The following is a 25,326-nucleotide window of genomic DNA, read 5'->3' as shown; positions in this document are numbered from 1 at the left end:
CTGGATCCCGGCCTTCGCCGGGGTGACGATCACAACGGTGAGGCGAGATTGACCCCTCACCCCAACCCTCTCCCCAAAGGGGAGAGGGAGCAGGCTCGCTGCTGCGGCACGGTGAACAACCACCCCAACGCCAAACCCCCGTCAGTAACCCGCTACACCCCGCGTCGACTTTCCGACAGCCCCACGTAAAACCCATCTCGCGACACACGCAAAAAACGCAACAAACCCAACAACCACGCGGCTTCCCAGGCACCACTCAAACAGTGGCACGCAATTTGCTCAAGTCATCCCGCGGCCCTCGCCGCAGGAGTGAGCGATGAGTTCCATCAACGACAACCTGTTCGGTTTGCACACGCAGGCGCTCGATACGTGGCAGAAGCGCAGCGAAGTGTTGTCCAGCAATCTGGCCAATGCCGACACGCCCGGCTATCTCGCGCGCGATGTCGACTTCAAGAAGGCGTTGGCCAGTGCGAGTGGCACCAGCAACACGCTGGCGATGACCATCACGCAGCCCGGACAGATTGATCCGCAGGCGCAATCCGCGCAGCAACTCGCTTACCGCATGCCCACGCAGCCGTCGATGGACGGCAATACGGTGGATACGCAGGTCGAGCAGGCCAACTTCGCCGCCAACGGCGTGCATTACCAGGCCAGCCTTTCCTTCATCACGGCGCAGATCCACATGCTGCGCACGGCGATCACAGGAGGCCAGGGCTGATGTCTATGTTCAAGATTTTCGATGTCGCGGGTTCGGGTATGGCAGCGCAGTCGCTGCGCTTGAATACCGTGGCGAGCAACCTCGCCAATGCCGATAGCGTGTCGAGCACGCCGGAAGGCGCGTACCGCGCGAAGGAACCGCTGTTCTCGGCCGTGCAGAAGGCGGTGGGTGGCGCAAAGAACTCGCAGGCCGACAGCGCTGTTGGCGTGCAGGTGCAGGGCGTGACCGAAAGCCAGGCCGACGTGCAGACGCGCTACGAGCCGGGTAATCCCATGGCCGATGCCAACGGTTACGTCTACGGCAGCAACGTCAATCCCATCGATGAGCTGGTGAACATGATCACCGCGTCGCGTTCGTACCAGAACAACGTCGAAGCGATGAACACCACTAAGCAATTGATGATCAAGACCCTCGACCTCGGCAAGTGAGCCGGGAGGAGCCCTCGTGTCTACGATACCCAGCACTACCAACAACACGTCCAGCAACAGTTCGAGTTCGGGCAGCACGTCGAGTGCGAACTCGGCGCTGTCGAGCACGATGACGCAGGCCGATTTCCTCAAGCTGATGACGGCCCAGTTGCAGGCGCAGGATCCGACCAACCCGGTCGACAACTCGCAGTTCGTCTCGCAGATGGCGCAGTTCAGCCAGTTGTCGGCGACGCAGCAGTTGGATACCGATCTGCAGTCGCTCGCCAGCAACGTCAACACGGCTATGCAGACCTCGCAGGTGCTCAGCTCGTCGAACCTGGTGAATCGCGAGGTGCTCGTGCCAGGCAGCTCGGCCGCATTCGACGGTACCGATGCGGTGAAGGGAGCGGTGAACGTCACCAGCGCCACCACCGTCAACGTGAAGATCGTCGATGGCAGCGGCAACGTGGTGCGCAATATTCCGTTGGGCGCGCAGAACACTGGCCTTGCGCAGTTCAGTTGGGATGGCAAGGACGATAACGGTAATGCCATCGCCGCAGGCACGTACACCATCCAGGCCGGCAGTGGCAGTACCTCGCTGGACACCTACGTCGCCGGCACGGTGACGGCTGTGGGTTACGGCGGCAGTTCGCTGGGTACGTACCTGCAGGTATCGGGCGTGGGCGGCGTGCCGCTCAGTCAGGTGGCACAGATTCTCTGACGCGCTAAGCGTCATCTCATCACGAGGAACCGAACATGGCACTTAATACGGCGCTCAGCGGCATCAACGCTGCCCAGTCCGATCTCAACGTCATCGCCAACAACATCGCCAATGCCAACACCACCGGCTTCAAGGGTTCGCGCGCGGAGTTCGCGGATGTCTTCGCGGTGACTGGCCTCAACCTCAACTCCACCGCGGTGGGCAGCGGCGTGCGTCTGCAGGACGTGGCCCAGCAGTTCAATCAAGGCGATATCCAGACCACCAACAACAGCCTGGACCTCGCCATCAGCGGCAACGGCTTCTTTGTGGTGAACAACGGCAGTGGTGTGCAGTACACGCGTGCCGGTGATTTCCAGAAAGACCCGAGCGGCTACGTCACCACGCCGGACGGTTCGCGCCTGCAGATGTACGCGGCCAATGGCGCGGGTGGTTTTGATACCAGTACGCTGAAGGACTTCAATTGGGTGACGGCGCAGAGCAACGCTACGGCGACCTCGACCATCACCATGACGTCTAACTTGCCGGCCAGCGCCACCGTGCCGACCAACGCATTCAGCACGACGGATTCCACCAGCTACAACGCCGCTTCGCCGGTGACCGTGTATGACTCGCAGGGCGGTTCGCACCAAGCGACGATTTACTACGTGAAGTCCGGCACCAACACCTGGAACGCCAATCTGTACGTGGACGGCCAGAACGCCGGCACGCAGCCGATGACCTTTGATTCCACCGGCAAGCTAGCTACGCCGACCAACGGCACGCTGGCCTTCAATACGGTGAATCTGGGCAACGGTTCGTCGCCGATGACGCTGTCGCTCAACGTGAACAACACCACGCAGTACGGCACGGACTATTCGGCCGGCACTATCCAGCAGAATGGTTTCGAAGCAGGCACGTTGTCGAGCATCGACATCAATAGCAAGGGCGTCATCACGGCGTACTACTCGAACAACCAGAGCACGCAGATCGGTCAGGTGGCGATTGCCAACTTTGCCAACGTGCAGGGCCTGCGCCAGATGGGCAATACCACGTGGGCAGCCAGCACCGATTCCGGTCCGGCCGTGATGGGTACGGCGAGCGTGGGTCAGTTCGGCGCGATCCAGTCGGGTGCGCTTGAAAGCTCCAACACGGCCGATACCACGGCGCAGCTGGTGGACATGATCCAGGCGCAGCGTGACTACCAGGCCAATGCGCAGGTGCTGTCGACCGACAACACGCTGGCGTCGGCATTGTTCAACGCGGTTTCTCGTTAATAGATCGCCATGGACCGTTCCGTCTACGTAGCGATGACCGGGGCGACGCAGATCATGCGCGCCCAGGAGGCAGTGAGCCACAACCTGGCCAACGCCTCCACGGTCGGTTTCAAGAGCCAGCTCTCCGCGTTCCAGAGCGTGCCGGTGCTGGGCGATGGTCAGCCGGCGCGCATCAACGCGGTGGCGCAGGGCATCGGCCAGAGCAGCGGGCAGGGTTCGCCGATCAATACCGGCAGGGCGCTCGATATCTCGGTGCGCGGCGACGGTTTCATCGCGGTGCAGTCGCCGGACGGTTCAGAGGCATACACCCGCGCGGGTGATCTGCAGCTCACCGCGGATGGTGGGCTGACAGACTCGAAAGGCAATCCGGTGATGGGCGGTTCAGGGCCCATCACCATCCCACCAGCCACAGACATCAGCGTCGGCTCCGACGGCACCATTTCCACGGTGCCACAGGGGCAGGGCCCCAATTCCGTGTCGCAGATCGACCGCATCAAGCTGGTCAATCCGGACGTGACGCAGATGACGCAGGGCTCGGATGGCCTGATGCACATGGGCGATGGCAGCACCGCTGCCATCGACGACACGGTCACCATCAATTCGGGTGAACTCGAAGGCAGCAACGTTAATCCGTCGTCCGAGCTGGTGAAGATGATCGCGCTTTCGCGCCAGTACGACATGCAGGTGAAGTCCATCAAGACCTCCGAGGACAACGCCGATTCCAGCCTCAAGCTGCTTCAGGGCAACTAAGGCTGCCGCTTAATCAAGGAGTGACCGATGTTTTCTTCCCTCTGGATTGCCAAGACCGGCCTTGACGCGCAGCAGACGCGCATGGACGTGATCTCCAACAACCTGGCCAACGCCAACACCACCGCGTTCAAGAGTTCGCGTGCGTCGTTCCAGGATCTGATGTACCAGAACAAGGGCCAGCCGGGCGGCCAGACCACCGAACAGACCGTGTCGCCGTCGGGCTTGATGCTCGGCACCGGTGTGAAAGTGGTTGCCAACGAAAAACTCTTCACCGAAGGCAGTATCACGCAGACCGGCAACTCGCTGGACGTGGCCATCCAGGGCCGCGGCTTCCTGCAGGTGAGCATGCCCGATGGCACCGTGGCTTATACGCGCGATGGTTCGCTGCATACCGATCCCAACGGTCAGTTGGTCACGGCGGACGGCAATCCGCTGGAGCCGGCCATCACCGTGCCGCCGAATGTGCAGAGCCTGACCATCGGTTCCGATGGCACCGTGTCGGCGACCACCACCGCTTCGGCCACGCCGCAGACGCTGGGCACGTTGCAGCTTGCGGATTTCATCAATCCCGCCGGCCTGCAGCCGATGGGCCAGAACCTATACGTGGAATCCGTCGCCAGCGGTGCGCCGCAGACCGGCCAGCCGGCACTCAACGGCATGGGTTCGCTGCTGCAGGGTTCGCTCGAATCCTCCAACGTGAACGTGGTGGCCGAGATGGTCAACATGATCGAAACGCAGCGCACCTACGAAATGAATTCCAAGGCGATCAGCAGCACCGACCAGATGCTGCAAGACCTGACCGACAAGATGTGAGAACCGTCATGGCGTCCTTCCGTTCCCTTCCTCGAATCGGTGTCGCGCTGGCCTTGGCCGCGCTGGCCGGCTGCGTCATGCAGCCGCCGCGCGACGATCACCAGTGGGCAGCCACCATGCCGGCGGAGCAGCCGGCGTCGCCGCCGACCGATGGCTCGATCTACCACGCAGAGCAGGGCATGGAACTGTTCAACGATGCGCGCGCACACCGCGTGGGCGACATCCTCACCATCACCCTGGTGGAGAGCACGCAGGCATCCAAGAAGGCCACGACCAACACCAGCAAGAAGGACGTCAGCACCATCTCCGCGCCGAGCATCCTGGGCCATACGCTCAAGGTCGCCGGCCAGACGGCGGACACCAGCCTCAATGGCAACCGCGCCTTCGACGGCAGCGGCGACAGCAGCCAAAGCAACCAGTTGTCGGGTTCGATCACGGTGACCGTGGCGCAGCGCCTGTCCAACGGCAATCTGCTGGTGCGTGGCGAGAAGATGGTGACGATCAACCAAGGTCAGGAGCAGATCCGCATCGCCGGCATCGTGCGTCCGCAGGACATCCTGCAGGACAACAGCGTGCCGTCTACGCGCGTGGCCGACGCGCAGATTGGCTACACCGGTAAGGGGGCACTGGCCGATGCGAATACGCAGGGCTGGCTGTCGCGCTTCTTCAGCTCGAAGTGGATGCCGTACTGATGAACATCCGTCACCTTTTCACGCATGCCACGCTGATTCGCGCCCGCGAGCGCGCGGCAGCAGCGTTGCGCACCACCGCCATCGTGCTGTGCGCGTGCTTCTCGGTAAATCAACCCGTGCACGCCGACAAGATCCGCGACCTGGTGCAGGTCGCGGGCGTGCGCAGTAACCAGTTGATCGGCTACGGCCTCGTGGTGGGCCTTGACGGTAGTGGTGACCAGACTACGCAGGCGCCGTTCACCACGCAGAGTTTGGAAAACATGCTGGTGCAGTTCGGCATCACCGTGCCGGCGAACGTCCGTCCGCAGCTGAAGAATGCGGCGGCCGTGACGGTGACCGCGCAATTGCCGCCATTCGCTAAGCCGGGTCAGGTTATTGACGTAACGGTCGCTTCCATCGGTAACGCCAAGAGCATCCGCGGCGGTGAGCTGCTGATGACGCCGATGCGCGGCGCTGACGGCAACGTCTACGCCATGGCGCAGGGCAGTGTAGTGGTGGGTGGTATCACCGCGTCGGGCAAGAGCGGTTCCAGCGTGCAGGTGAATATTTCCGCGAGCGGCCGTATTCCCAATGGCGCGTCGGTCGAGCGTGCGGTGGCTTCCTCGTTCTCCAACGGCGGCGATCTCGTACTCAATCTCAATACGGCTGACTTCACCACGGCGACGCGCATCGCCGAGGCGGTAAACCGTACGTACGGCGCCGGTACCGCCAGCGCGATGGATGGTGGCTCGGTGAACGTGCGTGGCCCGCTCGATCCCAGTCAGCGCGTCGCGTGGCTGGGCGCGATCCAGGCGATCGAAGTCACCCCGGGCGACGCACCCGCGCGCGTCGTGGTTAATTCGCGCACCGGCACCGTAGTGATCGGCGCGGACGTGCGTGTAACGCCGGCCGCGGTGGCGCATGGCTCCATCCAGGTGACTATTTCCGAGAATCCGCAGGTATCGCAGCCCAATCCGTTCAGCAAGGGCGGCCAGACCGTGGTGGTGCCGCAGAGTGACGTACAGGTCAGCGAAGACGGCGCCCACATGTTCAAGTTCGGCCCGGGCACCAACCTGGACACCATCGTGCGTGCGGTGAACCAGGTGGGCGCGTCGCCGACGGATCTCATCTCCATCCTGCAGGCGCTCAAGCAGGCGGGTGCGCTCCATGCGGAGCTGGTGGTGATCTGATGGCTATGGAGCGTGCTCATGCTCTCACCGTGGCCCGCGCCGGAAGCTGTTTGCGCGCAGGGCAAGGAAGAACGAGGGCGTGTATGTCGATACACAACCGAGTGATGACGCTGCCCTGCGCCTCACTCCCTGGCGGGCGCATGAACTCAACGCGGGTCACGGTGAGAGCATGAGCACGCTCCCGGGAGATGCCGCCAATAGCCTCAATACCTGGACGAATCTGTCCGGGTTCGCCGCGCTGCGCCAGACGGCGCAAAGCGACGCGAAGGCGGCACTGCCGGCGGTAGCCAAGCAGTTCGAGTCGATCTTCACGCAGATGATGCTGAAGTCGATGCGCGACGCCAGCAGTGGCGATGGCCTGTTCGACAGCGATGCCGGCAACCAGTGGCGCGACATGTTCGATCAGCAGCTGTCCGTGCAGCTCTCGCAGGGCGGTAATGGCATCGGCATCGCACAGATGTTGATGAAGCAGTTGGGTGGCGCGCTCGGCGGCTCGTCCGACGGCAGTGCCACGGGTAACACCGGAGCACCCAACGGCAGCGACAGCTGGCAGCAGCGCCTGAACTCGGTGGCCAGCGCAGCACGCAACACCGGCGAGAAGGTGCTCAAGTTGTTGCCGAAGGACGCCACGGATTTCGTCAAACAGCTGGCGCCGTATGCGCAGCAGGCCGCCGAGAAGCTCGGCGTGTCGGTGCGCGCCGTGCTGGCGCAGGCCGCGCTAGAGACGCAGTGGGGCAAGCACCTGCCCACGCACTCCAACGGCAATACCAGCAACAACCTGTTCGGCATGAAAGCCGGCAGCAGTTGGGGCGGCGACAAGGTCAGCGTGCCAACGCTGGAATTTGAGGACGGCGTGGCGGTGCAGAAGCGCGCCCAGTTCCGTTCGTACGACAACCCGGGCCAGTCGTTCGACGACTACGCCCAACTGCTTGCCAACAACCCGCGTTACGCCAAGGCGCTCAACCATGGCGAGGACGTGGTCGGTTTCGCCAAGGGGCTGGTCAATGGCGGTTACGCCACCGATCCGTCCTATGCGCAAAAAATTATTGCGATCGCCAACAGCCCGCAGATGCGTCAAGCACTCGACGCCATCGGGCAGGGCGACCTCAAGAATGTGGCCGCCCCGCCGAACTCCTCCGAGTGACCTGTCCTGGAATGACCTATGTCCAATCTTCTTAGCATCGGTGCCTCCGGGCTCAACGCCGCACAGGTGGCCTTGACCACCGTCGGCAACAACATCTCCAACGTCAACACGACGGGCTACAGCCGCCAGACGGTGCTGCAGACGGAGGCCATCACCACGGGCGGCGGGAACTACACCACGGGTAGCGGCGTGAACGTGCAGGCGGTGCAGCGCGCCTATAGCGACTTCCTGACCTCGGCGCTGTGGACTGCCAACTCCAGCATGCAGGGCGCGACCACCACCAATAGCCTGGCGACGACGCTCAACGGCGCCTTGAGTGCCAGCGGCAACCTGCAGGGTGCGCTGGACACGTTCTACGGTGCCTTCAGCACGGTGGCCAATACGCCGGGCGTGGCGTCCAGCCGCCAGTCGTTGCTGGGCAATGCGGGCCAGATGGTCAGCGTGTTCAACACGCTGGGCCAGCAGTTCGCTGCGCAGCAGAGCCAGGTGAATGCGCAGATCAAGACCACCGTCAACAGCATCAACAACGTGTCGAGCAACCTGGCGGACGTCAACGCCAAGATTCACGAGGCGGGCAACAACGTGCCCAACGACCTGCTCGACCAGCGCGACAATTTGGTGCAGACACTGTCCGGCTACCTTGGCGTGTCTGCCTTTACGCAGACCGACGGCACCATCAGCGTGTATGCCTCCAGCGGTCAGGCACTGGTGAGCGGTAATCAGTCGTACGCCTTGCAGACCGGCAACAATCAGTACGACGCATCGCGCACCGAAGTGCTCGATAGCACCGGGACCGTGGTCAGCAGCAAGCTGAGCGGCGGCACGCTGGGCGCGTTGCTGAACTACCGCAGCAATGTGCTGGATGGCGTGCAGAACCAGTTGGGCCAGGCCGCTGTGGCGCTTTCTACCAGCGTCAACACGCAGCAATCGAAGGGTCTGGATCTCAACGGCAAGCAGGGTGGCGCGATGTTCAGCGTGCCGTCGCCTGCGGTGTTGCCGAGCAATCTCAACAAGGGCACGGGGAGCGTATCCGCGAGCATCAGCAACGCATCGCAGCTCACCGGCTCGGATTACGTGCTGAGCTACAACGGCAGCGCGTGGAGCATGGCGACCACAAGCGGGCAGAACGTGGCGATGACGGCGAATCCGGACGGCACCTATTCCGCCGCTGGCATGACGCTCTCCCTCTCGGGCGCCGCTCAGGCGGGCGATACCTTCCAGATTCAACCGACACGCCAGGCCTCGACGGGCCTGACGCTGACCATGACCGATCCCAGTGGCATCGCTGCCGCCGCCGCGCTGAACGCCAAGGCGGCGACCACCAACACCGGCACCGGCAGTATCGGCTCGGTGACGGTGACCGACCCCACCAACGCGGCGCTGCTCAACGGCGCTACCGTCAGCTTTCCAACGGGCACCAGCTATCAGGTGACCGACAGCTCGGGCAATGTGCTGTCCAGCGGCAGCTATGCGCCGGGGCAGACCATCAGTGCGAACGGCTGGAGCGTAACGCCTTCCGGTACGCCGGCCGCCAACGACAAGTTCACCGTCGGTGCGAACACCAATGGCCTCAACGACACCAGCAACGCGCTTGCGCTCGCTGGCTTGGCGAACGCCAAGGTGTTGAACGGCGGCACGCAGTCGATCATCGATGCGTACGGCACGCTCACCACCTCCATTGGCACAGTGGGCAGCCAGGCCACGACCAACCTCACCACGCAGACCAGCCTCTACAACCAGGCCATGTCGGCGCAGCAGAGCGTGTCCGGCGTGAACCTCGATGAGGAGGCCGCCAACATGGTCAAGTACCAGCAGGCTTACCAGGCCTCCGCGCAGGTGATCTCCACCGCGCAAAGCATCTTCAGCAGCCTGATCTCGGCGATCCAGGCTTAAGCAAGGAACGGGCTACGACCATGCGTCTCTCAACCAGTTGGATGTACCAGCAGTCGCTCAACACCATGATCAGCCAGCAGAGCGCGCTGGCGGCGACTCAGAATCAGGTGTCCACGGGCAATCGCATCAACGTGGCATCCGACGATCCGTCGGGCGCTGGCCAGGTGGTCAGCCTTAATCACGTTATCGCGGCGAATACGCAGTATTCGAGCACCATCGATTCGGCGACCACGCGCCTGAATACCGAGGCGAGCACGCTGAGCTCGGTGAACAGCGTGCTCGACAACGCGCGTACGCTGGCCTTGCAGGCAGTGAACGGCACGCTGTCCGCCTCTGACCGCCAGAGCGTCGCCAGCCAGCTCAGCCAGATCCACGACCAGCTCGTGCAGCTGGCCAATACCACCGACAGCAACGGCAATGCCCTGTTCGCCGGCACCAGCACGACGAAGACGCCGTTTCAGGCGGGCGTCAATGGTGCGGTGACCTACGGCGGCAACGATGGTCAGCAGCTTTCAGCGGTGGGCTCGGGCATGCAGGTGGCGACCAGCGATCCGGGCTCGGGTCTGTTCATGAACATTCCCAACGGCAACGGCTCGTTCGAAGCCAGTGCGGGTGGCGCCAACACCGGCACACTGATCGTGGGCACGAATAGCGTCACCGACCAGTCGGCATGGAACAGCACCAAAGCCGCCAGTGGCGGTGGTTACACCATCACCTTCGGTACGGGCGGTACGTGGACGGCGACCAATGCCAACGGCAGCGCCGTGCTCGACAGCAGCGGCAACCCGGTGGGCGGCACCTATACGGATGGTGGCTCGATCAGCTTCAACGGCATGAACATCGCCATGAGCGGTACGCCCGCAGCGGGCGACACGGTGTCGGTGAGCACGGGTGGGCAGCAGGACATCTTCAGCACACTCAACAACATGATCAGCGCGCTGCAGAGCGGTTCGAGCGATACGCAGCTCACCAACGTGATGAGCCGGCAGATCGAATCCATCGACCAGGCGCAGTCGGCGATCAGTTCGGTGCAAGTGTCCATCGGCGGCCGCTTGAACACGCTGCAACAGCAGCAGGGCGCGTACCAGGATCTCAACGTCACCTACCAGTCTGCCCTGTCGGACGTGCAGGGTGCGGATGCGTACACCGCGATCAGCAATCTGTCGCTGCAGCAGACGGCGTTGCAGGCGTCGCAGCAGATGTTTGCGCAGGTGAAGTCGATGAGCCTGTTCAATTATCTGAAGTAATGGCACGCGGAACACAAGACCGACGCCCCTAAGGCGCGATGACGAGAGGAGGTTCTTACGCAAGGTTGACGGTGGTGATGGGCCGGTCGGGAAGGGGCGAAAACCCTTGTCCAGTGCGCTCCATCACGAATTGGCGGGAGAGGCGGCTCAAGTAATTTCTTGACGGGCCGAAAAGCTCCCTGAGGCGGATGGCATCCCACGTATGGAACCTGGCCGCCGGCAAGAACAACGCCAATCCAAACCGATCATCGGTTACGTAGGAGAAATCCAATGTCTCTCGTTATCAACACCAATATTTCGTCGCTGAACGCGCAGAACAACCTGACCAAGTCGCAGAGCGCCCTGTCCCAGGCCACGCAGCGTCTGTCGTCGGGCATGAAGATCAACAGCGCCGCCGACAACGCCGCCGGCTTCGCGATCTCCCAGCGCTACACCACGCAGATCGGCGGCCTGCAGCAGGCCAGCTCCAACGCCAGCGACGCCATCAACCTGGCGCAGACTGCCGGTTCGGCCCTGGATCAGGTCACCGCCAACCTGCAGGCCATTCGCGACCTGGCCGTGCAGTCGGCCAACGGCACCTACACCTCTGCTGACCGTTCCTCGATCGACCAGGAAGTGCAGCAGCGCCTGGCGGAAATCACCCGTATCGCCAACCAGACCACGTTCAACGGTTCGAACGTGCTGGACGGCTCCATGAAGACCAAGAGCTTCCAGATCGGCGCCAACGTCGGCCAGACCATCAGCGTGAGCCTCGGCACCAGCGTGAAGTCGAGCGCCATGGGCCAGGTTTCCGAAGTGACCTCGGGCGACATCGGCACCATCACGCTGAAGGCCGGTGATCTGACCGTCGGCGCAGGCGCGGTGGCCGCAGGTACCTACAACTCCACCACGTTGGCAGCGGCCATCCAGACCGCCGGCGGCGCCGGTGTGACGGCAACCGTCAGCGCGAGTGGCGAAATCAACATCGCCAACGCCGGTGCAACGGCTCTGGCCGTTGGTGGCGCCCAGGCGAGCGCGCTGGGCATGCCGACCACCGTGGCTGCTGCGGGCAATGCCACCACCACAGGTGTTGTCGGTGGCCTGACGGGCCTGCCGAGCCTGGCTGGCGAAGGCTTCAGCATCAACGGTACGTCGATCGACCTCAGCGGCGCCAAGAGCCTGCAGGACGTGTCCGACGCGATCAATGCGGCTGGCATCACCGGTGTCACCGCTGCGGTGAACGGTGCAGGCAACGGCGTCAACTTCTACTCGGCGGGCGCACTGAAGATCGCCGACACGGGCGGCAACATCATCGGTGCCAATGCCAAGGACGTGAACGCGGGTGCGACCTACACGGTGGGCAGCACGGCCTCCTCCGGTGGTTCGCTGTCCGGTGGCAACGTGCAGTCGGTGGACTCGGCCAACGACCTGATCTCCCGCGTCGACGTGGCGCTGAAGACGGTCAGCGATTTCGCCGCCCAGCTGGGTGCCGTGCAGAACCGTTTCCAGTCGACCATCTCCACGGTGGCGGCGCAGACGACCAACCTGCAGGCTTCTCAGTCGACCATCCGCGACGCCGACTTCGCGGCGGAGACGGCCAACCTCAGCAAGGCGAGTGTGCTGCAGCAGGCGGGCATCTCGGTGTTGGCCCAGGCCAACTCCAACCCGCAGCAGGTGCTGAAGCTGTTGCAGTAACGGACGCAGGCCAGGACGCGACTCTCCCGGGTCGCGTCCGCATGCGGCCGGTTTTGTCACCCGGCGGGTTGCCTCTCGCAGCCCGCCCGGTGTTTCGGGAGCTTCCGGCAAAGCCTTCGCGAGCGAAGGTTTTGCCGGGGGCTCGAATCTTCCCGCCACGGCGGGGCAACTTCGGGAAACTGACAAGGCAGCGCGATGACCACCACCAGCAGCACTAGCGGCAGCAGCCTGAGCTCTCTGCTCAACCAGTTGGGCACGAGCACGAATTCGGGCAGCGGCACGTCCGGTACCTCCAGCGGCAGTTCCACTAGCGGCAGTTCCACCAGTGGCACGTCGTCGAGCGGCAGCTCCGGCAGCTCCACCATCAGCTCGGCAGGTCTCGCTTCGGGCCTGGACGTCAACGCGATCGTCACCGCGCTGGTGAATGCGCGCAAGGCGGCCTCGCAGCAGCAGATCACCACGCGCACCACGCAGACCAACAGCCTGCTCACCGGCCTGTCCTCACTGAATTCAGCGCTGGGCGGCATCCAGACGGCGCTGGCCACGCTGACCTCGGTCAACACCTTCAGCAGCTACAACGCCACGCTGACGGCGCAAGGTTCCAGCAGCAGCGTCGGCACCGCGAGCACCATGTCGAGCGCCCACCCGGGCTCCTACACCATCGCGGTGAGCCAGCTCGCCACGGCGCAGAAGCGCGCGAGCAGCGCGGTGGCCTCGGGCACGGCGGTAGGGCAGGGCACGCTAAGCATCACGATCGGCTCCAACACGATGAACGTGGCGGTATCCGCCACCAATACGCTGTCGGATATCGCCACCGCGATCAACGGCTCGTCGACCAATCCGGGCGTGACCGCGACCATCGTCAATGGCGTGAACGGCCAGCAGCTGATGCTGAGCTCGAGCAAGACGGGCGTGGCCAATGGCTTCACCGTTTCCGCCAATGCCACCAGCAGCGCCGGTCTTACCAGCCTCGCGACCACGCTGAACACCGCGGGCAGCAACGAGGCGCAGGACGCCAAGCTCACCGTGGATGGCATTGCCGTCTCCAGTGCGACCAACACCGTCACGGGCATGATGGACGGTGTCACGCTCAACCTCACCGGTACCGGCACCAACACGCTGACGGTGGCGCAGGACAACACGGCGGCGACCAACGCCATCCAGGGCCTGGTCGACGCCTACAACAGCTACGCCAGCACGGTGTCTTCGCTGTCCAGCTACGACACCAGCAGCGGCACAGCGGGTGCGTTGCTGGGCGACACCACGCTCACCTCGGTGCAGCGCGGCATCGCTTCTGTGCTGAGCGGCGCGGTGAAGGGCAACAGCATCGGTACGCTGGCCAATCTTGGCATCACGCGCAACCCCGACGGCACGCTGAACTTCGACACGGGCAAGCTCGCCACGGCGTTCCAGAACAACCCGTCGGCGGTGAAGAACCTCTTCGTCGGCGCCAACGGCTACGCAACCAATCTCAGCACCACGATCAGCGCGTACACCGCCACGGGCGGCATCATCAGTACGCGGATGAACAGCCTCAACAACACGCTGACGCAGCTGAGCACGCAGCAGACCGCGCTGAACAATCGCATGGCGACCTATCAGACGCAGTTGCAACAGCAGTACACGGCGTTGGACACGCTGATGTCCTCGCTCAACAACACCAGCTCGTACCTGACCACGGCGTTGGCACAGCTGAACAATTCCAGCTCGAAGAACTGAACGCGGGGAAGCGATCATGACCTACGGCTATATGCGCAACGCCAGTGCGCTCTATCAGGACACCAGTGCGCGCGGCAGCGTGGAAGGCGCCGATCGTCACCAACTGACCGGCATGCTGTTCGACGGCGTGATCGACCGCATCACCCAGGCTCGCGGCGCCATCCGGCGTGGCGATGTGCCGGCCAAAGGCACGCACTTCGGCCGCGCGCACGCCATCATCGGCGAACTGCGCGGCAGCCTCGACCACGAGCAGGGCGGCCCTTTGGCGGGGCGGTTGGATGCGCTTTACGACTATGTCAGCCGTCGCCTGTTGCATGCCCAGCTCAACAATGACGAGCGGGCCATCGACGAGGTAGTGGATCTGCTTACGCCGGTGCGCGATGCCTGGCGCCAGATCCGCGACGATTTTCTGGCAGCGCAAAGCCGCGCGCCCAGCGTGGCGGCCTGATCATGGTGGACGCCGTGCACGCGACCCTGCTGGCTATGAGCGAACGCATGTTGGCCGCCGCCCGTGGGGATGACTGGGAGGCTGTGGCGATTCTCGAAGCCGAACGCAGCCAGCAGATCGCCTTGCTCTCCACCACGGAGTCCGAGATGTTGCCGTTGTTCAAGACGCTGCTGGCCCACACCGAAGAAGTGCGCGAGCTGGCCCGGGGTCAGCGCGATCGCCTGGGCGCCGATCTTCAGGAACATCAGCATCGCCATCGCGCACTCAGCGCGTACCTGCACGCGGGCCACGAGTAAGCGCGGCAGCGTGGTGGAAGCGCGCATAATCCCGGGCGGCCGCGATCCGGACGGCCAGTGACGAGGGCATCATGCAAGACGCTTCCTGGCAGGCATTCTCCGAACGGGTCACCTACGACGACGGCCTTCACGTCAGCTGCACCGCGCTGGCTGAACTTCCCGGCGACCTGCAGCGCGCTGCCATGCGCGACCGCAATCTCAGCGTGCTGGGCACCCTGGCCGTCTTCAGTGAACGTCGCAGCGAGCCAGCGGACGAAGAGAATCCCCTCGCGCAGGACATGCAGCGGCTCGACAGCAAACTGAACGTGCTGATGGCCATGCTGGATCAGCTTCTCCAGCAAAAGGCCGAATTGCCCCCCCGTGCCCGTGTCAGCTTTAACGCGATCGGCGCGTTATTGCCCCTGTCGATCTGGCCTGCAGGGCAAGACCGCACGATGGTGCGGCTGCACTTCGATGGATGCCTGGCATTGCCGCTCGAACTGGTGGCCCGACACGCACAAGAGTGTGATGAACATCACATTTTTGCCGTGTTTGAGGCCATGGACGAGGCCACATGTGACGCGATTGAGCGGCTGGTGTTCCGCCATCATCGACGTAAAGTGGCAGAGCGCCGACAGACGGCCTTCTAGAGCCTCGATCGGGATCACAGATCAAATGTGATCGATATCACGCTACTGAAACCCGACACGAAAGTTCTTTGACGCACATCTCGAACAGGTGCCGCACAGGGTCACCTTCCCGAGTATTGCGTAGCGTCATTTTTCCCTAGTGGATTCAGTGGTCTGTGGCCCATCGCTGGGAAGCTTCCCGGCGATGTTCAGCCAAGGTGACGCTCACCGGCAGTCGCACGTTGCAAGTTCGTGTCGAAAATTCGTGCCGACTGGCCCTCTTCTTGCTCCTCCCTCCTCGCGGACGCCGACGGAATGTCGTCACGCACGAAGGTGCAATCCAGGGGGTCACCAATGAAGCAGCACGCACGAGAGCATCACATGGGCAAGTTCGACGTACTGGTGATCGAGTCCGATCACCGCAGGGCGGAGTCGGTCGTTTCGGCGCTGGAATTTCTCGGTTATCGCCCGCAGCGTGGCGAAGATTGCGAGATGGTGGACGAGGCGACGCACGCATGGCGTGCCGTGTATGTGGGCAATGTGCGGGATGAAGTAGAAGCCGAGCGCCAGTTCTCGCGATTGGGTGAGGCTTCCCACCAGGCCATGGTGTTGATGGCCGCTGATTCGGAATGGTTGTCCCGCCTTGGCGCGGACAAGGCGGCGAACGCAAGCCGCATCGGCATCATTGAATTTCCGCTGCGCTATGAGCAGCTCTCCGAAGCTATGCGCGGGTCGCAGGCAGCGTCGCCGCGTCGCTCCGAAGTCCGGCTGGTAGGCAGCTCGGGCCCGATGGCCCGCGTCAGCGCACTGGTACGCCAGGTGGCGCCGTTCGATTCCAGCGTGTTGGTGCTGGGCGATTCGGGCACCGGCAAGGAAATGGTGGCGCGCAGCATCCACGAATGTTCGTCGCGTCGCGACAAGCCGTTCGTCGCCATCAATTGCGGCGCTATCCCAGCCGAACTGTTGGAAAGCGAACTGTTCGGTCACGAGAAGGGCGCCTTCACCGGCGCGATCAGTACCCGCAAGGGCCGTTTTGAGTTGGCCGAGGGCGGCACGCTGTTCCTCGACGAAATCGGCGACATGAGTTTGCCGATGCAGGTGAAGTTGCTGCGTGTGCTGCAGGAACGCGTGTTCGAGCGCGTGGGCAGCAATCGCACACAGCGCTGCGATGTGCGCATCATCGCCGCCACGCACCGTAACCTTGAAGACGCCATCTCTCACGGCCAGTTCCGTGAAGACCTGTTCTATCGCCTCAGCGTGTTCCCGCTGGAGATGCCCGCGCTGCGCGATCATCTGGACGACCTGTCGGAGCTGGTGGGCGAGTTCAACCAGCGCCTGTCGCGCCGCGGCCTGGCCAACGTGCGCTTCAGCGCCGGTGCGATGAACGCGCTGCATAGCTATGCATGGCCGGGCAATGTGCGCGAGCTGTACAACCTAGTCGAGCGCCTGGCCATTCTCTATCCGCACAGCGAAGTGCGGGTGAGCGATCTGCCGGAAAAATATCGCGGCCAACAACCGATCGAGGAAGTTCGCGGCGCGGCGCTGCTGTCGCTGATGACGGGCCAGTCTCCGGTGTTGCCGGAGTCCATGACCGTGGTGTCGAGCGAATCGCTGGCCATGCTGCCGGAAGGCGGGCTCGACCTGAAGGACCATCTGGCCGACATCGAGGTGGGCCTGATCCGTCAAGCGCTTGACGTCACCGGTGGCGTGGTCGCACACGCGGCAAAGCTGCTGCGCATGCAGCGCACCACGTTGGTGGAAAAGCTTCGCAAGTACGGGTTGCAGCCGAGCCTGCAGGCATAAGGATGACGTCGGCTCTCCGTCACGGAGAGTCGCGCGCCGTCGTTCGGTCGCGTCGTTTCGATCTATCTGCGCACGTGTATATCCAGCGTCACGCGATGCGTTTGGCGCGCATCGCCTTGTCTTCGTTGAGCAAGATGTTGGTTCTGCACCGTCGCGGGAACGCGTGCTATCACGCCGGCGAACGGCTTTCACGAAGCTGGCACGGGTTGTGCAGTTACACCCTCGGACACTCTTTACGCGTTGGAATTCCGTCATGAGTCAGATCGACGTCAACAACCTGCTGTCGCAGATGCGCCAGCTCACTTTGCAGACCAAGCCGACCGAGCAGGCATTTACTGCGGCGGCACCGGGGCAGACGGATTTCGCCAGCCTGCTGAAGAAGTCGATCTCGTCGGTAGCCGATGCACAGATGGATGCCGGAAACCAGGCAGCGAGTTTCGAGCGTGGCGACGACGGCGCCGATCTCGCCAAGACCATGGTGGCCATCAACAAGGCCGATCTTTCGTTGAATACGTTGACCCAGGTGCGAAACAAAGTGGTCGACGCCTACAACAACATCATGAACATGCCGGTTTGACCGGTCCGATGACGACGTTACTGCGTCCCTTGAGCAAGAGCAGTCTTCATGGCCGATAACGCCCTAGCGACCACCGACGAGCAGCCCGGTTCTCGCCTGGATCTCAAGCAGCTCGTGCGCACGCCGGCATCGCGACAACTGTTGCTGCTGGTGGGTGTCGCCGCGGCAGTCGCCCTTGGCGTCGCCGTGGTGCTGTGGTCCCGCGGGCCCAACTACGGCTTGCTGTATGCGGGCCTCGAGCAGAAGGATGCCGCCGCCGTCACGCAGGCGTTGCAGGCGTCGAACACGCCGTACACATTGGGTGCGGATGGCACGTCCATCATGGTGCCCGCGTCCGATTTGGCCGCGATCCGACTCAAGCTCGCGTCTCAGGGTCTGCCGCAGGGCAGTTCGGCGACGACCGCGGTACCCGGTGGCGACTCGCCGTTCGGCATGAGTGATCTGGCCGAGCGCACGCGTTACCAGCAGATGTTGGAAACGGATCTGGGCAGCACCATCGCCGGCTTGCAGTCGGTGCGCGCCGCGCGCGTGCATCTGGCGTTGCCCAAGCCATCGGCCTTTATTCGCGACAACAAGGAAGCGAGTGCCTCGGTGCTGGTGACGCTGTATCCCGGCCGTCAGCTCGACGCGAGTCAGGTGGCGGCGATTGTGCATCTCGTCGCTTCCAGCGTGCCCAATCTCGACCCCAAACAGGTATCGGTGGTTGATCAGCAGGGTCAACTGCTCACCACCACAGATGCCGGAAGCGCCAGCGCCATCGGCGACACGCGCCTGCGTCTGGCTACGCGTATCGAAAACACCTACGCGCAGCGCATTGAAGAACTGCTGACGCCACTGGTTGGTCCGGGCAAGGTGCGTGCGCAGGTGTATGCGGACCTGGATTTCAGTGAGACTGAAAAGGCGACCGAAACGTTCGATCACGAACATCCCGCGCTGCGCAGCGAACAGACCAACAGCGAAAGTCATGTGGGTCAGGCGAACGACGCGTCGGTGCCGGGTGCGCTGAGCAATCAGCCACCGAACAACGTGGCCCAGCCGACGGCGGCCAAGCCTGCGGCGGGCAAGGGTGCGAACGGCAAAGCGGCGGCGACCACGGCGCAGAGCAACGCCCCGGGCGACACGTCGAGCAGCGCCACGCGCAACTACGAGCTCGATCGCACCATCAGCCATGTCAGTGATCCCGCTGGCCGACTTGCGCGCCTTACGGTGGCGGTGGTGCTCGACAACAAGACCGTGGCTGGTGACAAGGGCGCGCCCAAAAGCGTGCCGTTCACGCCGCAGGAACTGGAACACCTCACCACACTCACGCGCAACGCCGTTGGCTACAACGAAAGACGCGGCGACAACGTAAGCGTGATCAACCAGCCGTTCCATCAAGACCCCAATGCCGACATGGCTACGCCCACGCAGCCGTTCTGGGAGCGGCCCGGCATGCTCGACCTGATCAAGCAGGCCGCCGGCATTCTGGTAGCGCTACTGGTGGCCTTCGGTCTGCTGCGTCCGTTGTTGCGCGGCTTGTCGCGCGCGCCTACACCGGGTCGCGAACTGGCCCTGGCGGGCGCCGGTCCCGGTGCGCCCACTATTTCGGTGCGCGTGGACGATGAAGACGTAGGCGACGACCTGGTCAAGCTCGGCGGCGTGCCGCCGCAGCTTGCCTATGAACAGCGCATTGGTCTGGCGCGCCGCATGGTGAGCGAGAACCCCAAGCAGGTCGCGCAGGTGGTCAAGAGCTGGGTGGGCGAAGATGGCGGCTGATCGCAACTTCGCGGCCCATGACGGCCATCGGTTTCACGCGCGGTCGGCGGAGCAGCGCCGCGCTGTCGTATCGCAGAACACATTTCTTCGGCCGGCCACGGCACAGCAGGTTAGCGGGCGGAACGAATCATGAAGACAGATATGCCAATCGGCGGCGCGCAGCGCGCGGCCATCCTCTTGCTCACCCTGGGTGAGCAAGACGCGGCCGAAGTGCTCAAGCACCTCAGCGCGCGCGACGTGCAAGCGGTGGGCACGGCCATGGCCGGCATGTCCAACGTGACGCGCGAGCACGTGGAACAGGTGCTCGCGCGCCTCAACGAAGACATGGGGCGTCATACCTCGCTTGGCGTGGGCACCGAGGAATACATCCGCAAGATCCTGGTCAACGCGCTGGGCGAGAACAAGGCGGGTGGCTTGATCGACCGCATTCTTCTTGGCCGTAGCAGCAAGGGCCTGGAATCGCTCAAGTGGATGGAAAGCCGCGCCATTGCCGAGATGATCGGCCAGGAGCATCCGCAGATCATCGCGCTGGTATTGGCGCATCTGGAACCGGATCAGGCGGCTGAAGTCATCGGTTACTTGCCGCCGCGCACCCGCAGCGATGCGGTGATGCGTATCGCCACCCTTGACGGCGTGCAGCCGCACGCCCTCAACGAGCTCGACGAGATCATGGAGCGCCAGTTCGCTGGCGGAAACACCAAGAAACTCAAGTCCGCCAGCGTCGGCGGACTGAAAGCGGCGGCCAACATCCTCAATGCGATGGAAACCACGCGCGAGAACGAACTGATGGCGGCCATCCGCACCCACGACGTTAGCCTCAGTGGCCGCATCGAGGAGCTGATGTTCGTGTTCGAAGATCTGGCCGAGCTCGACGATCGCAGCATGCAGACGCTGCTGCGCGAAGTGCCGACAGCCCGCCTGGTCACCGCACTCAAGGGCGCAGAGCCCGGCGTGCGCGAAAAGATCTTCGGCAATATGTCCAAGCGCGCCGCCGACATGCTGCGCGACGATCTGGAAGTGTCCGGTCCCGTTCGACTCAGCGAAGTCGACTCGGCGCAGAAGGAAGTGCTCGCCATCGCGCGCAAGCTGGCCGATTCCGGCGCGATCAATCTTTCCGGTACGGGTGACGAGCTGGTGGCATGAGCGCCGTGATGAACAGGGACGACTGGAAAGCATTCGAGCGTTGGCTTCCACCGGAGGTCGGTGAGTCGGCTGCGCCGGAACCGGCTCCCGTGGAGACCGTCCAGCAACCGACCGTGCGCGATCTGGAGGCATTGGAAGAACAAGCGCGCGAGGAAGGCTACGCCGCCGGCCATGCCCAGGGCATGGCGGAGGCGCGCGACGTGCTGCAAGAACGCATGCAGCGTCTGGACGCCTTGCTGGAGTCGGCGGCGCGTCCGCTGCGCAGCATGGACGAGCTGGTAGAACTGGAACTGGCGCGCCTGGCCATGACGGTCGCGCGCCAGGTATTGGCGCACGAGTTGCGCACCGCTCCCGATCTGGTGGTGGAAGCCGTGCGGCAGGCTGCACTGGCGCTGCCGTCTGCAACGGGCAACCTGCGTGTACGCCTGCATCCGGACGATCTGGCGCTGCTGCGCTCGCTGGACATGGTGGAGTCGCACTGGCAGTTGCTGCCGGACAATAGCCTCCAGCGCGGCGACTGCCTGCTGGAGAGCGAACGCTCGCGCCTGGATGCGCGTGTCGAAACGCGGCTCGCCGCCGTAGTCGATGCCGTGCTCGGCGCGGAAGCCGAAGAAACCGATGAAGACGCCGACGAGGTGCGTGGATGAGCGTGCAGCCGGACTCGCCGCGTAGCGCGCTGTGGCAAGAGCGGCTAGCCCGTCGCCGCCAGCGCGCGGTGGGTGTCCGCACGTTGACCGTGGAAGGCCGCTTGCGCCGCGTGGTGGGTCTGGCGCTGGAGGCGGAGGGCTGTGAAGCGCCGCTTGGCGCCCGCTGTATGGTCACCACCGCTGATGGCAGCGAACTAGATACCGAAGTCGTCGGTTTCGCTGACGAACGCCTGTTGTTGATGCCTGTGACGGAGATGCATGGCGTGTTGCCCAATGCCCGGGTACGCCCGTGCACGCATACCGGCGGGCTGCCAGTAGGCCATGCCCTGCTGGGGCGGGTAATCGGCGCAGATGGCCTACCGCTCGACGGCCTGGGTCCGCTCGACGTTGATGAGCATGCCCTGCTGAAGAAAGAACCCATCAACCCGATGGCGCGCAAGCCCATCGACACGCCGCTCGATACCGGCGTGCGCGCGATCAACTCCCTGCTTACCGTGGGGCGTGGGCAGCGTCTGGGCTTGTTCGCCGGTTCGGGCGTGGGTAAATCGACCCTGCTCGGCATGATGACGCGCTACACCGATGCTGACGTAGTGGTCGTCGGCCTGATCGGCGAACGCGGTCGCGAAGTGAAGGAATTTGTCGAACACACGCTGGGTCCGGAAGGCCGGGCCCGCTCGGTGATCGTCGCCGCGCCGGCCGATGCGCCGCCGCTCAAGCGGCTACGCGGCGCGCAGTACGCCACCGCCATCGCCGAATGGTTCCGCGATCGCGGCCAGCGCGTTCTGCTGCTGATGGATTCGATCACTCGTTACGCACAGGCGCAGCGCGAAATCGCACTGGCTATCGGTGAGCCGCCGGCCACCAAGGGTTATCCGCCGTCCGTGTTTGCCATGCTGCCTGCGCTGGTGGAACGTGCAGGCAACGACGCGGAAGGGCGTGGCTCCATCACCGCGTTCTACACCGTGCTCACCGAAGGCGACGACTACCGCCACGATCCCATCGCGGATGCATCGCGCGCGATCCTGGATGGCCATATCGTGCTCTCGCGCGATCTCGCCGAGGCAGGGCACTATCCGGCCATCGATATCGAAGCATCGATCAGTCGTGTGATGCCCGCCGTGGTACAGCGCGAACACTTGCGCGCCGCGCAGCGTTTCCGCCAGGTCTATTCGGCGTATCGCCAGCAGCGCGACCTGATCGCCGTAGGCGCGTACCAGAAAGGTTCCGACCCCCAAGTAGACCATGCCATCGCCATGTGGCCGAGGCTGCGCGATTTCCTGCAGCAGGAAGTCGATGCGCCGACCACGCTGGCCGACGCCATCGGCGGCCTTGAAAGCCTGACCGCCGGAGGCGCGCCGTGAAATCCCGCGCGAACCGCCTGCAGCCGGCTGCCGACCTGGCACACACACGCCAGGAGGAGGCCATGCAACGCCTGGCCGAGCAGCAGCAAAAGCTCGCGAAGGCGGAACAGCAGCTCGAAGAGCTGGAGAAGTACCGGGCCGAGTACGCCGAGACGCAGGGTGGCGTGAGCGTGAGTGCCTTGCTCAACCGCCGCCAGTTCGTCGAGCGCATCAATCAGGTCATCGCCCAGCAGGTCAACGAAGTGGCGCGCCAACGCCGATACCTCGACGGTGTCCGCAACCAATGGCGCGAAGCCCACGCGCGGGAACAGGCGCTTGGCACCGTGATCGATCGCTACCGCGAGCAGGAACGAAAGAGCGAGGAACGTCGCGAACAAGCCGAGGTGGACGAGCGCATGCAGCATCGTCGACCGAACCGGGGCTTGTCGCGATGAAAACCCCCAACGTATGCCAAGAGGCCACCGTATGACGCCCCCCGTTGCCCTGACGGCGAATACGCCGCCGCCCGCCAACACGCCAGCCAGCACGAGTGTGCAGGGCGATACCAGCCAGGATTTCAGCAGGCCGTTGCAGCAGGCGCAGCGGCAATGGGCACGACAGAACGATCCGTCGCCCGCAGCGCCGGCGAAGCAGCCATCGCCGAAAGCGGCATCGTCTCAGGCGCAGCCGCAGGCAAAAGCCAAGGACAAGGCAGGCGCAAAGGACGACGACAAACCAACGTCACCCACCCCCGATGCTGCCGCTGCCATGCTCGCGTTGTTGGGGCAGAGCGTGCCGGCTTCGGCAGCACCTACCGCGGTATCTGCGGATGCGGACGCCGCCGTGGATGCCACGACCGGCAGCACCGGAGGCGCGGCGCTGGGCACGCTGCCAACGACACCCGCCGGGCTGTCGTTGCTCGGTGCGATGCAGGCGAACGCCCAGCCGGCGGCCGCCAACACGAATACTTTCACCAAGGCCATGGATGGCATCCAAGATAAGAGTCTGTCCATGCTCGCGCAGGGCGCGAATGACGGCGACGACAGTGCCGACGCCACGACCACCACTGCAACGCAGGGCGCCAAGGGCGATGCATTCACCGCCGCCCTGCAGACCTTGACGACGTCGTCGAAGCAGGACGATGGCAGTGATTCGCTGGACGCCCTGAAAAACGTCGCCGCCATGGGCGCGCCACTGCAGCCTGGCTTGCAGGCCAATGCGGCCACCACGCCTGCAGCGCATGTGTTGACCATGCAGTCCAGCGTGGGCACACCGGCCTTCGGTCAGGAGTTGAGCCAACAGGTCACCTGGCTTGGCGGTCAGGACGTGAAGGAGGCGCGCATTCGCCTGCATCCTGAAGACCTTGGCGAGCTCGACGTTAAGGTGAGTGTGAAGCAGGACCACGTGGATGTGGCCTTCATTGCGCAACACCCGCAGGCGGTACATGCGGTTCAGCAGACGCTCGGCCAGTTGGATTCGATGCTGGCCCATCATGGTTTGTCGTTGGGGCAGGCGCAGGTGGGGCAGGGGAATTCGGGGCAGGGGTCGGGGAGTTCTGGTGGGGCGGCGGCGGGAAGTGGGAGTGGGCTTGCCGAGGATGCGGGTGAGTTGGCTTCTGTGGTGGCGCCGGTGGTGAAGGCGGTGGGGTTGGTGGATATGTTTGCCTGACGGTGCGCGCTTTTCTCCCTCTCCCCTACGGGGAGAGGGTTGGGGTGGAGGGGGCAACCTGGCCTCATGGTTTCATCTTTAGCCGTCACCCCGGCGTACCCCTCAAAAGGGGGCAAGGGCCGGGGTCCAGTGGCGTGGGCGGTTGGTCGTCGCCTCGTGCGTTACCGCGATCTGGCCGCCTACGCGGCGGGCGTTTCGCCCTCCTACCGGAGGCCGAGTCACTTTTCTTTGCATGCCCAAAGAAAAGTAACCCAAAGAAAGGGCACCCCCACTTGGCGCTGGCCGGTGAAGCCGGCCAGTTCGTGAGGGGCGGCCGGGCTTTTCGACGGGGCTCCTGCCCCGGCGAAAAGGGATCGGCATCCATGCCGATCCCCCTGCGGGCCTTCTCGTCCACCCCTCACCGCCGCACAGGGGGCCCGGTAGATCAAAGGCTGCAAGCACACGGCTCGTGCAGCAGAGCTGCACATCGCGCTGATGCGGAGAGGACTTAAGGCAGGCTTCGCTACGCTTCCCTACCCCAGAGGCTAGGTAAGGCTGCCGCGACGCTTCCCGACCGTTATGGAGAACTCGTCACCTAACGGCATCGGCTTTCTCTTCTGCCTTGGCTTTGTGCCCTAAAGCAGGGGCAACACGACCTGCCACGACGCGATGTGCAGCTCTGCTGCACGAGCCGTGTGCCTGTTGCTTTTGATCTTCCCGGGCCCCGTATGAGGCGGCGGGCGGGTGGAGAAAAGGCCCGCAGGGGAATCGGCATGGATGCCGATTCCTTTTCGCCGGGGCAGGAGCCCCCGTCGAAAAGCCCGGAACCCGCACGGCGTACCTGGAGGGCGAAGCCCGGAAG

At 63.9% G+C, this 25,326-nt stretch carries 24 protein-coding genes; all 24 read left to right on the top strand.

Going from position 1 to position 25,326, the window contains the following annotated elements; genetic code table 11:
• The first annotated feature begins 316 nt into the window (after positions 1 to 316).
• The 24 genes from flgB to DyAD56_RS02140 all read left to right on the top strand — a co-directional run bounded on the left by flgB (position 317) and on the right by DyAD56_RS02140 (position 24,485).
• The gene (gene flgB / locus DyAD56_RS02260; RefSeq protein WP_102301136.1) at positions 317 to 718 is read left to right on the top strand and encodes a flagellar basal body rod protein FlgB; all 402 of its coding nucleotides are present in this window, start codon (positions 317 to 319) and stop codon (positions 716 to 718) included.
• Positions 718 to 1,146 carry a flagellar basal body rod protein FlgC gene (gene flgC, locus DyAD56_RS02255; protein ID WP_102301135.1) on the top strand — a complete coding sequence of 143 codons (429 nt, stop codon included), beginning with the start codon at positions 718 to 720 and terminating at the stop codon, positions 1,144 to 1,146. The genes flgB and flgC overlap by 1 nt, the downstream gene beginning before the upstream one ends.
• Positions 1,147 to 1,162: 16 nt before the next feature.
• On the top strand, positions 1,163 to 1,846 hold the full coding sequence (locus DyAD56_RS02250) for a flagellar hook capping FlgD N-terminal domain-containing protein (RefSeq protein ID WP_102301134.1): 684 nt from the start codon (positions 1,163 to 1,165) through the stop codon (positions 1,844 to 1,846).
• Between the two features lie 35 nt (positions 1,847 to 1,881).
• On the top strand, positions 1,882 to 3,099 hold the full coding sequence (flgE, locus tag DyAD56_RS02245) for a flagellar hook protein FlgE (RefSeq protein WP_102301133.1): 1,218 nt from the start codon (positions 1,882 to 1,884) through the stop codon (positions 3,097 to 3,099).
• A 9-nt stretch (positions 3,100 to 3,108) separates the two neighbouring features.
• Positions 3,109 to 3,849, top strand: coding sequence for a flagellar basal-body rod protein FlgF (gene flgF, locus DyAD56_RS02240; protein WP_102301132.1), 741 nt, complete (start codon positions 3,109 to 3,111; stop codon positions 3,847 to 3,849).
• A gap of 27 nt (positions 3,850 to 3,876) precedes the next feature.
• Positions 3,877 to 4,662: a flagellar basal-body rod protein FlgG gene (gene flgG / locus DyAD56_RS02235; RefSeq protein ID WP_102301131.1), complete on the top strand. Its 786-nt coding sequence runs from the start codon at positions 3,877 to 3,879 to the stop codon at positions 4,660 to 4,662.
• Positions 4,663 to 4,670: 8 nt separating this feature from the next.
• The gene (gene flgH / locus DyAD56_RS02230; RefSeq protein ID WP_102301130.1) at positions 4,671 to 5,354 is read left to right on the top strand and encodes a flagellar basal body L-ring protein FlgH; all 684 of its coding nucleotides are present in this window, start codon (positions 4,671 to 4,673) and stop codon (positions 5,352 to 5,354) included.
• A complete protein-coding gene (locus tag DyAD56_RS02225; RefSeq protein ID WP_233202253.1) occupies positions 5,354 to 6,523 on the top strand; it encodes a flagellar basal body P-ring protein FlgI in 1,170 nt (389 codons plus the stop codon). The genes flgH and DyAD56_RS02225 overlap by 1 nt, the downstream gene beginning before the upstream one ends.
• 169 nt (positions 6,524 to 6,692) lie before the next feature.
• Positions 6,693 to 7,667 (top strand): flagellar assembly peptidoglycan hydrolase FlgJ, encoded by a 975-nt coding sequence (flgJ, locus tag DyAD56_RS02220; protein ID WP_102301195.1) that lies wholly within the window; start codon positions 6,693 to 6,695, stop codon positions 7,665 to 7,667.
• Positions 7,668 to 7,685: 18 nt separating this feature from the next.
• Positions 7,686 to 9,560 carry a flagellar hook-associated protein FlgK gene (gene flgK, locus DyAD56_RS02215; protein ID WP_102301129.1) on the top strand — a complete coding sequence of 625 codons (1,875 nt, stop codon included), beginning with the start codon at positions 7,686 to 7,688 and terminating at the stop codon, positions 9,558 to 9,560.
• 20 nt (positions 9,561 to 9,580) lie between these two features.
• Positions 9,581 to 10,807, top strand: a complete 1,227-nt coding sequence (gene flgL, locus DyAD56_RS02210) for a flagellar hook-associated protein FlgL (protein ID WP_102301128.1) — start codon at positions 9,581 to 9,583, stop codon at positions 10,805 to 10,807.
• A 270-nt stretch (positions 10,808 to 11,077) separates the two neighbouring features.
• Entirely contained in the window at positions 11,078 to 12,481 is a 1,404-nt protein-coding gene (locus DyAD56_RS02200; RefSeq protein WP_102301126.1) for a flagellin, read from the top strand.
• 195 nt (positions 12,482 to 12,676) lie between these two features.
• Positions 12,677 to 14,200, top strand: a complete 1,524-nt coding sequence (fliD, locus tag DyAD56_RS02195; protein ID WP_102301125.1) for a flagellar filament capping protein FliD — start codon at positions 12,677 to 12,679, stop codon at positions 14,198 to 14,200.
• Positions 14,201 to 14,216: 16 nt separating this feature from the next.
• Positions 14,217 to 14,648: a flagellar export chaperone FliS gene (fliS, locus tag DyAD56_RS02190; RefSeq protein ID WP_102301124.1), complete on the top strand. Its 432-nt coding sequence runs from the start codon at positions 14,217 to 14,219 to the stop codon at positions 14,646 to 14,648.
• A 2-nt stretch (positions 14,649 to 14,650) separates the two neighbouring features.
• Complete coding sequence (locus DyAD56_RS02185; RefSeq protein WP_102301123.1) at positions 14,651 to 14,944, top strand: flagellar protein FliT; 294 nt, start codon at positions 14,651 to 14,653, stop codon at positions 14,942 to 14,944.
• A 71-nt stretch (positions 14,945 to 15,015) separates the two neighbouring features.
• The gene (locus DyAD56_RS02180) at positions 15,016 to 15,573 is read left to right on the top strand and encodes a PilZ domain-containing protein (protein ID WP_102301122.1); all 558 of its coding nucleotides are present in this window, start codon (positions 15,016 to 15,018) and stop codon (positions 15,571 to 15,573) included.
• Positions 15,574 to 15,933: 360 nt separating this feature from the next.
• Complete coding sequence (locus tag DyAD56_RS02175; protein ID WP_102301121.1) at positions 15,934 to 17,355, top strand: sigma-54 dependent transcriptional regulator; 1,422 nt, start codon at positions 15,934 to 15,936, stop codon at positions 17,353 to 17,355.
• Positions 17,356 to 17,608: 253 nt separating this feature from the next.
• Positions 17,609 to 17,932, top strand: coding sequence for a flagellar hook-basal body complex protein FliE (fliE, locus tag DyAD56_RS02170; protein WP_102301120.1), 324 nt, complete (start codon positions 17,609 to 17,611; stop codon positions 17,930 to 17,932).
• A gap of 48 nt (positions 17,933 to 17,980) precedes the next feature.
• Complete coding sequence (gene fliF, locus DyAD56_RS02165) at positions 17,981 to 19,687, top strand: flagellar basal-body MS-ring/collar protein FliF (RefSeq protein WP_102301119.1); 1,707 nt, start codon at positions 17,981 to 17,983, stop codon at positions 19,685 to 19,687.
• Between the two features lie 147 nt (positions 19,688 to 19,834).
• Positions 19,835 to 20,830, top strand: a complete 996-nt coding sequence (fliG, locus tag DyAD56_RS02160) for a flagellar motor switch protein FliG (RefSeq protein WP_199178862.1) — start codon at positions 19,835 to 19,837, stop codon at positions 20,828 to 20,830.
• The gene (locus DyAD56_RS02155) at positions 20,827 to 21,477 is read left to right on the top strand and encodes a flagellar assembly protein FliH (protein ID WP_102301117.1); all 651 of its coding nucleotides are present in this window, start codon (positions 20,827 to 20,829) and stop codon (positions 21,475 to 21,477) included. Before fliG ends, DyAD56_RS02155 begins: the two co-directional genes overlap by 4 nt.
• Complete coding sequence (gene fliI, locus DyAD56_RS02150; protein ID WP_102301116.1) at positions 21,474 to 22,838, top strand: flagellar protein export ATPase FliI; 1,365 nt, start codon at positions 21,474 to 21,476, stop codon at positions 22,836 to 22,838. Before DyAD56_RS02155 ends, fliI begins: the two co-directional genes overlap by 4 nt.
• Positions 22,835 to 23,272 (top strand): flagellar export protein FliJ, encoded by a 438-nt coding sequence (gene fliJ / locus DyAD56_RS02145; protein ID WP_102301115.1) that lies wholly within the window; start codon positions 22,835 to 22,837, stop codon positions 23,270 to 23,272. The genes fliI and fliJ overlap by 4 nt, the downstream gene beginning before the upstream one ends.
• A gap of 31 nt (positions 23,273 to 23,303) precedes the next feature.
• On the top strand, positions 23,304 to 24,485 hold the full coding sequence (locus DyAD56_RS02140) for a flagellar hook-length control protein FliK (RefSeq protein WP_158241227.1): 1,182 nt from the start codon (positions 23,304 to 23,306) through the stop codon (positions 24,483 to 24,485).
• The last annotated feature ends 841 nt before the right edge of the window (positions 24,486 to 25,326 follow it).

Source organism: Dyella sp. AD56 (assembly GCF_002878475.1).
Classification (GTDB): domain Bacteria; phylum Pseudomonadota; class Gammaproteobacteria; order Xanthomonadales; family Rhodanobacteraceae; genus Dyella.
The sequence above is the reverse complement of the archived record's forward strand: the minus strand, read 5'-3'. Positions and strand labels throughout refer to the sequence as shown.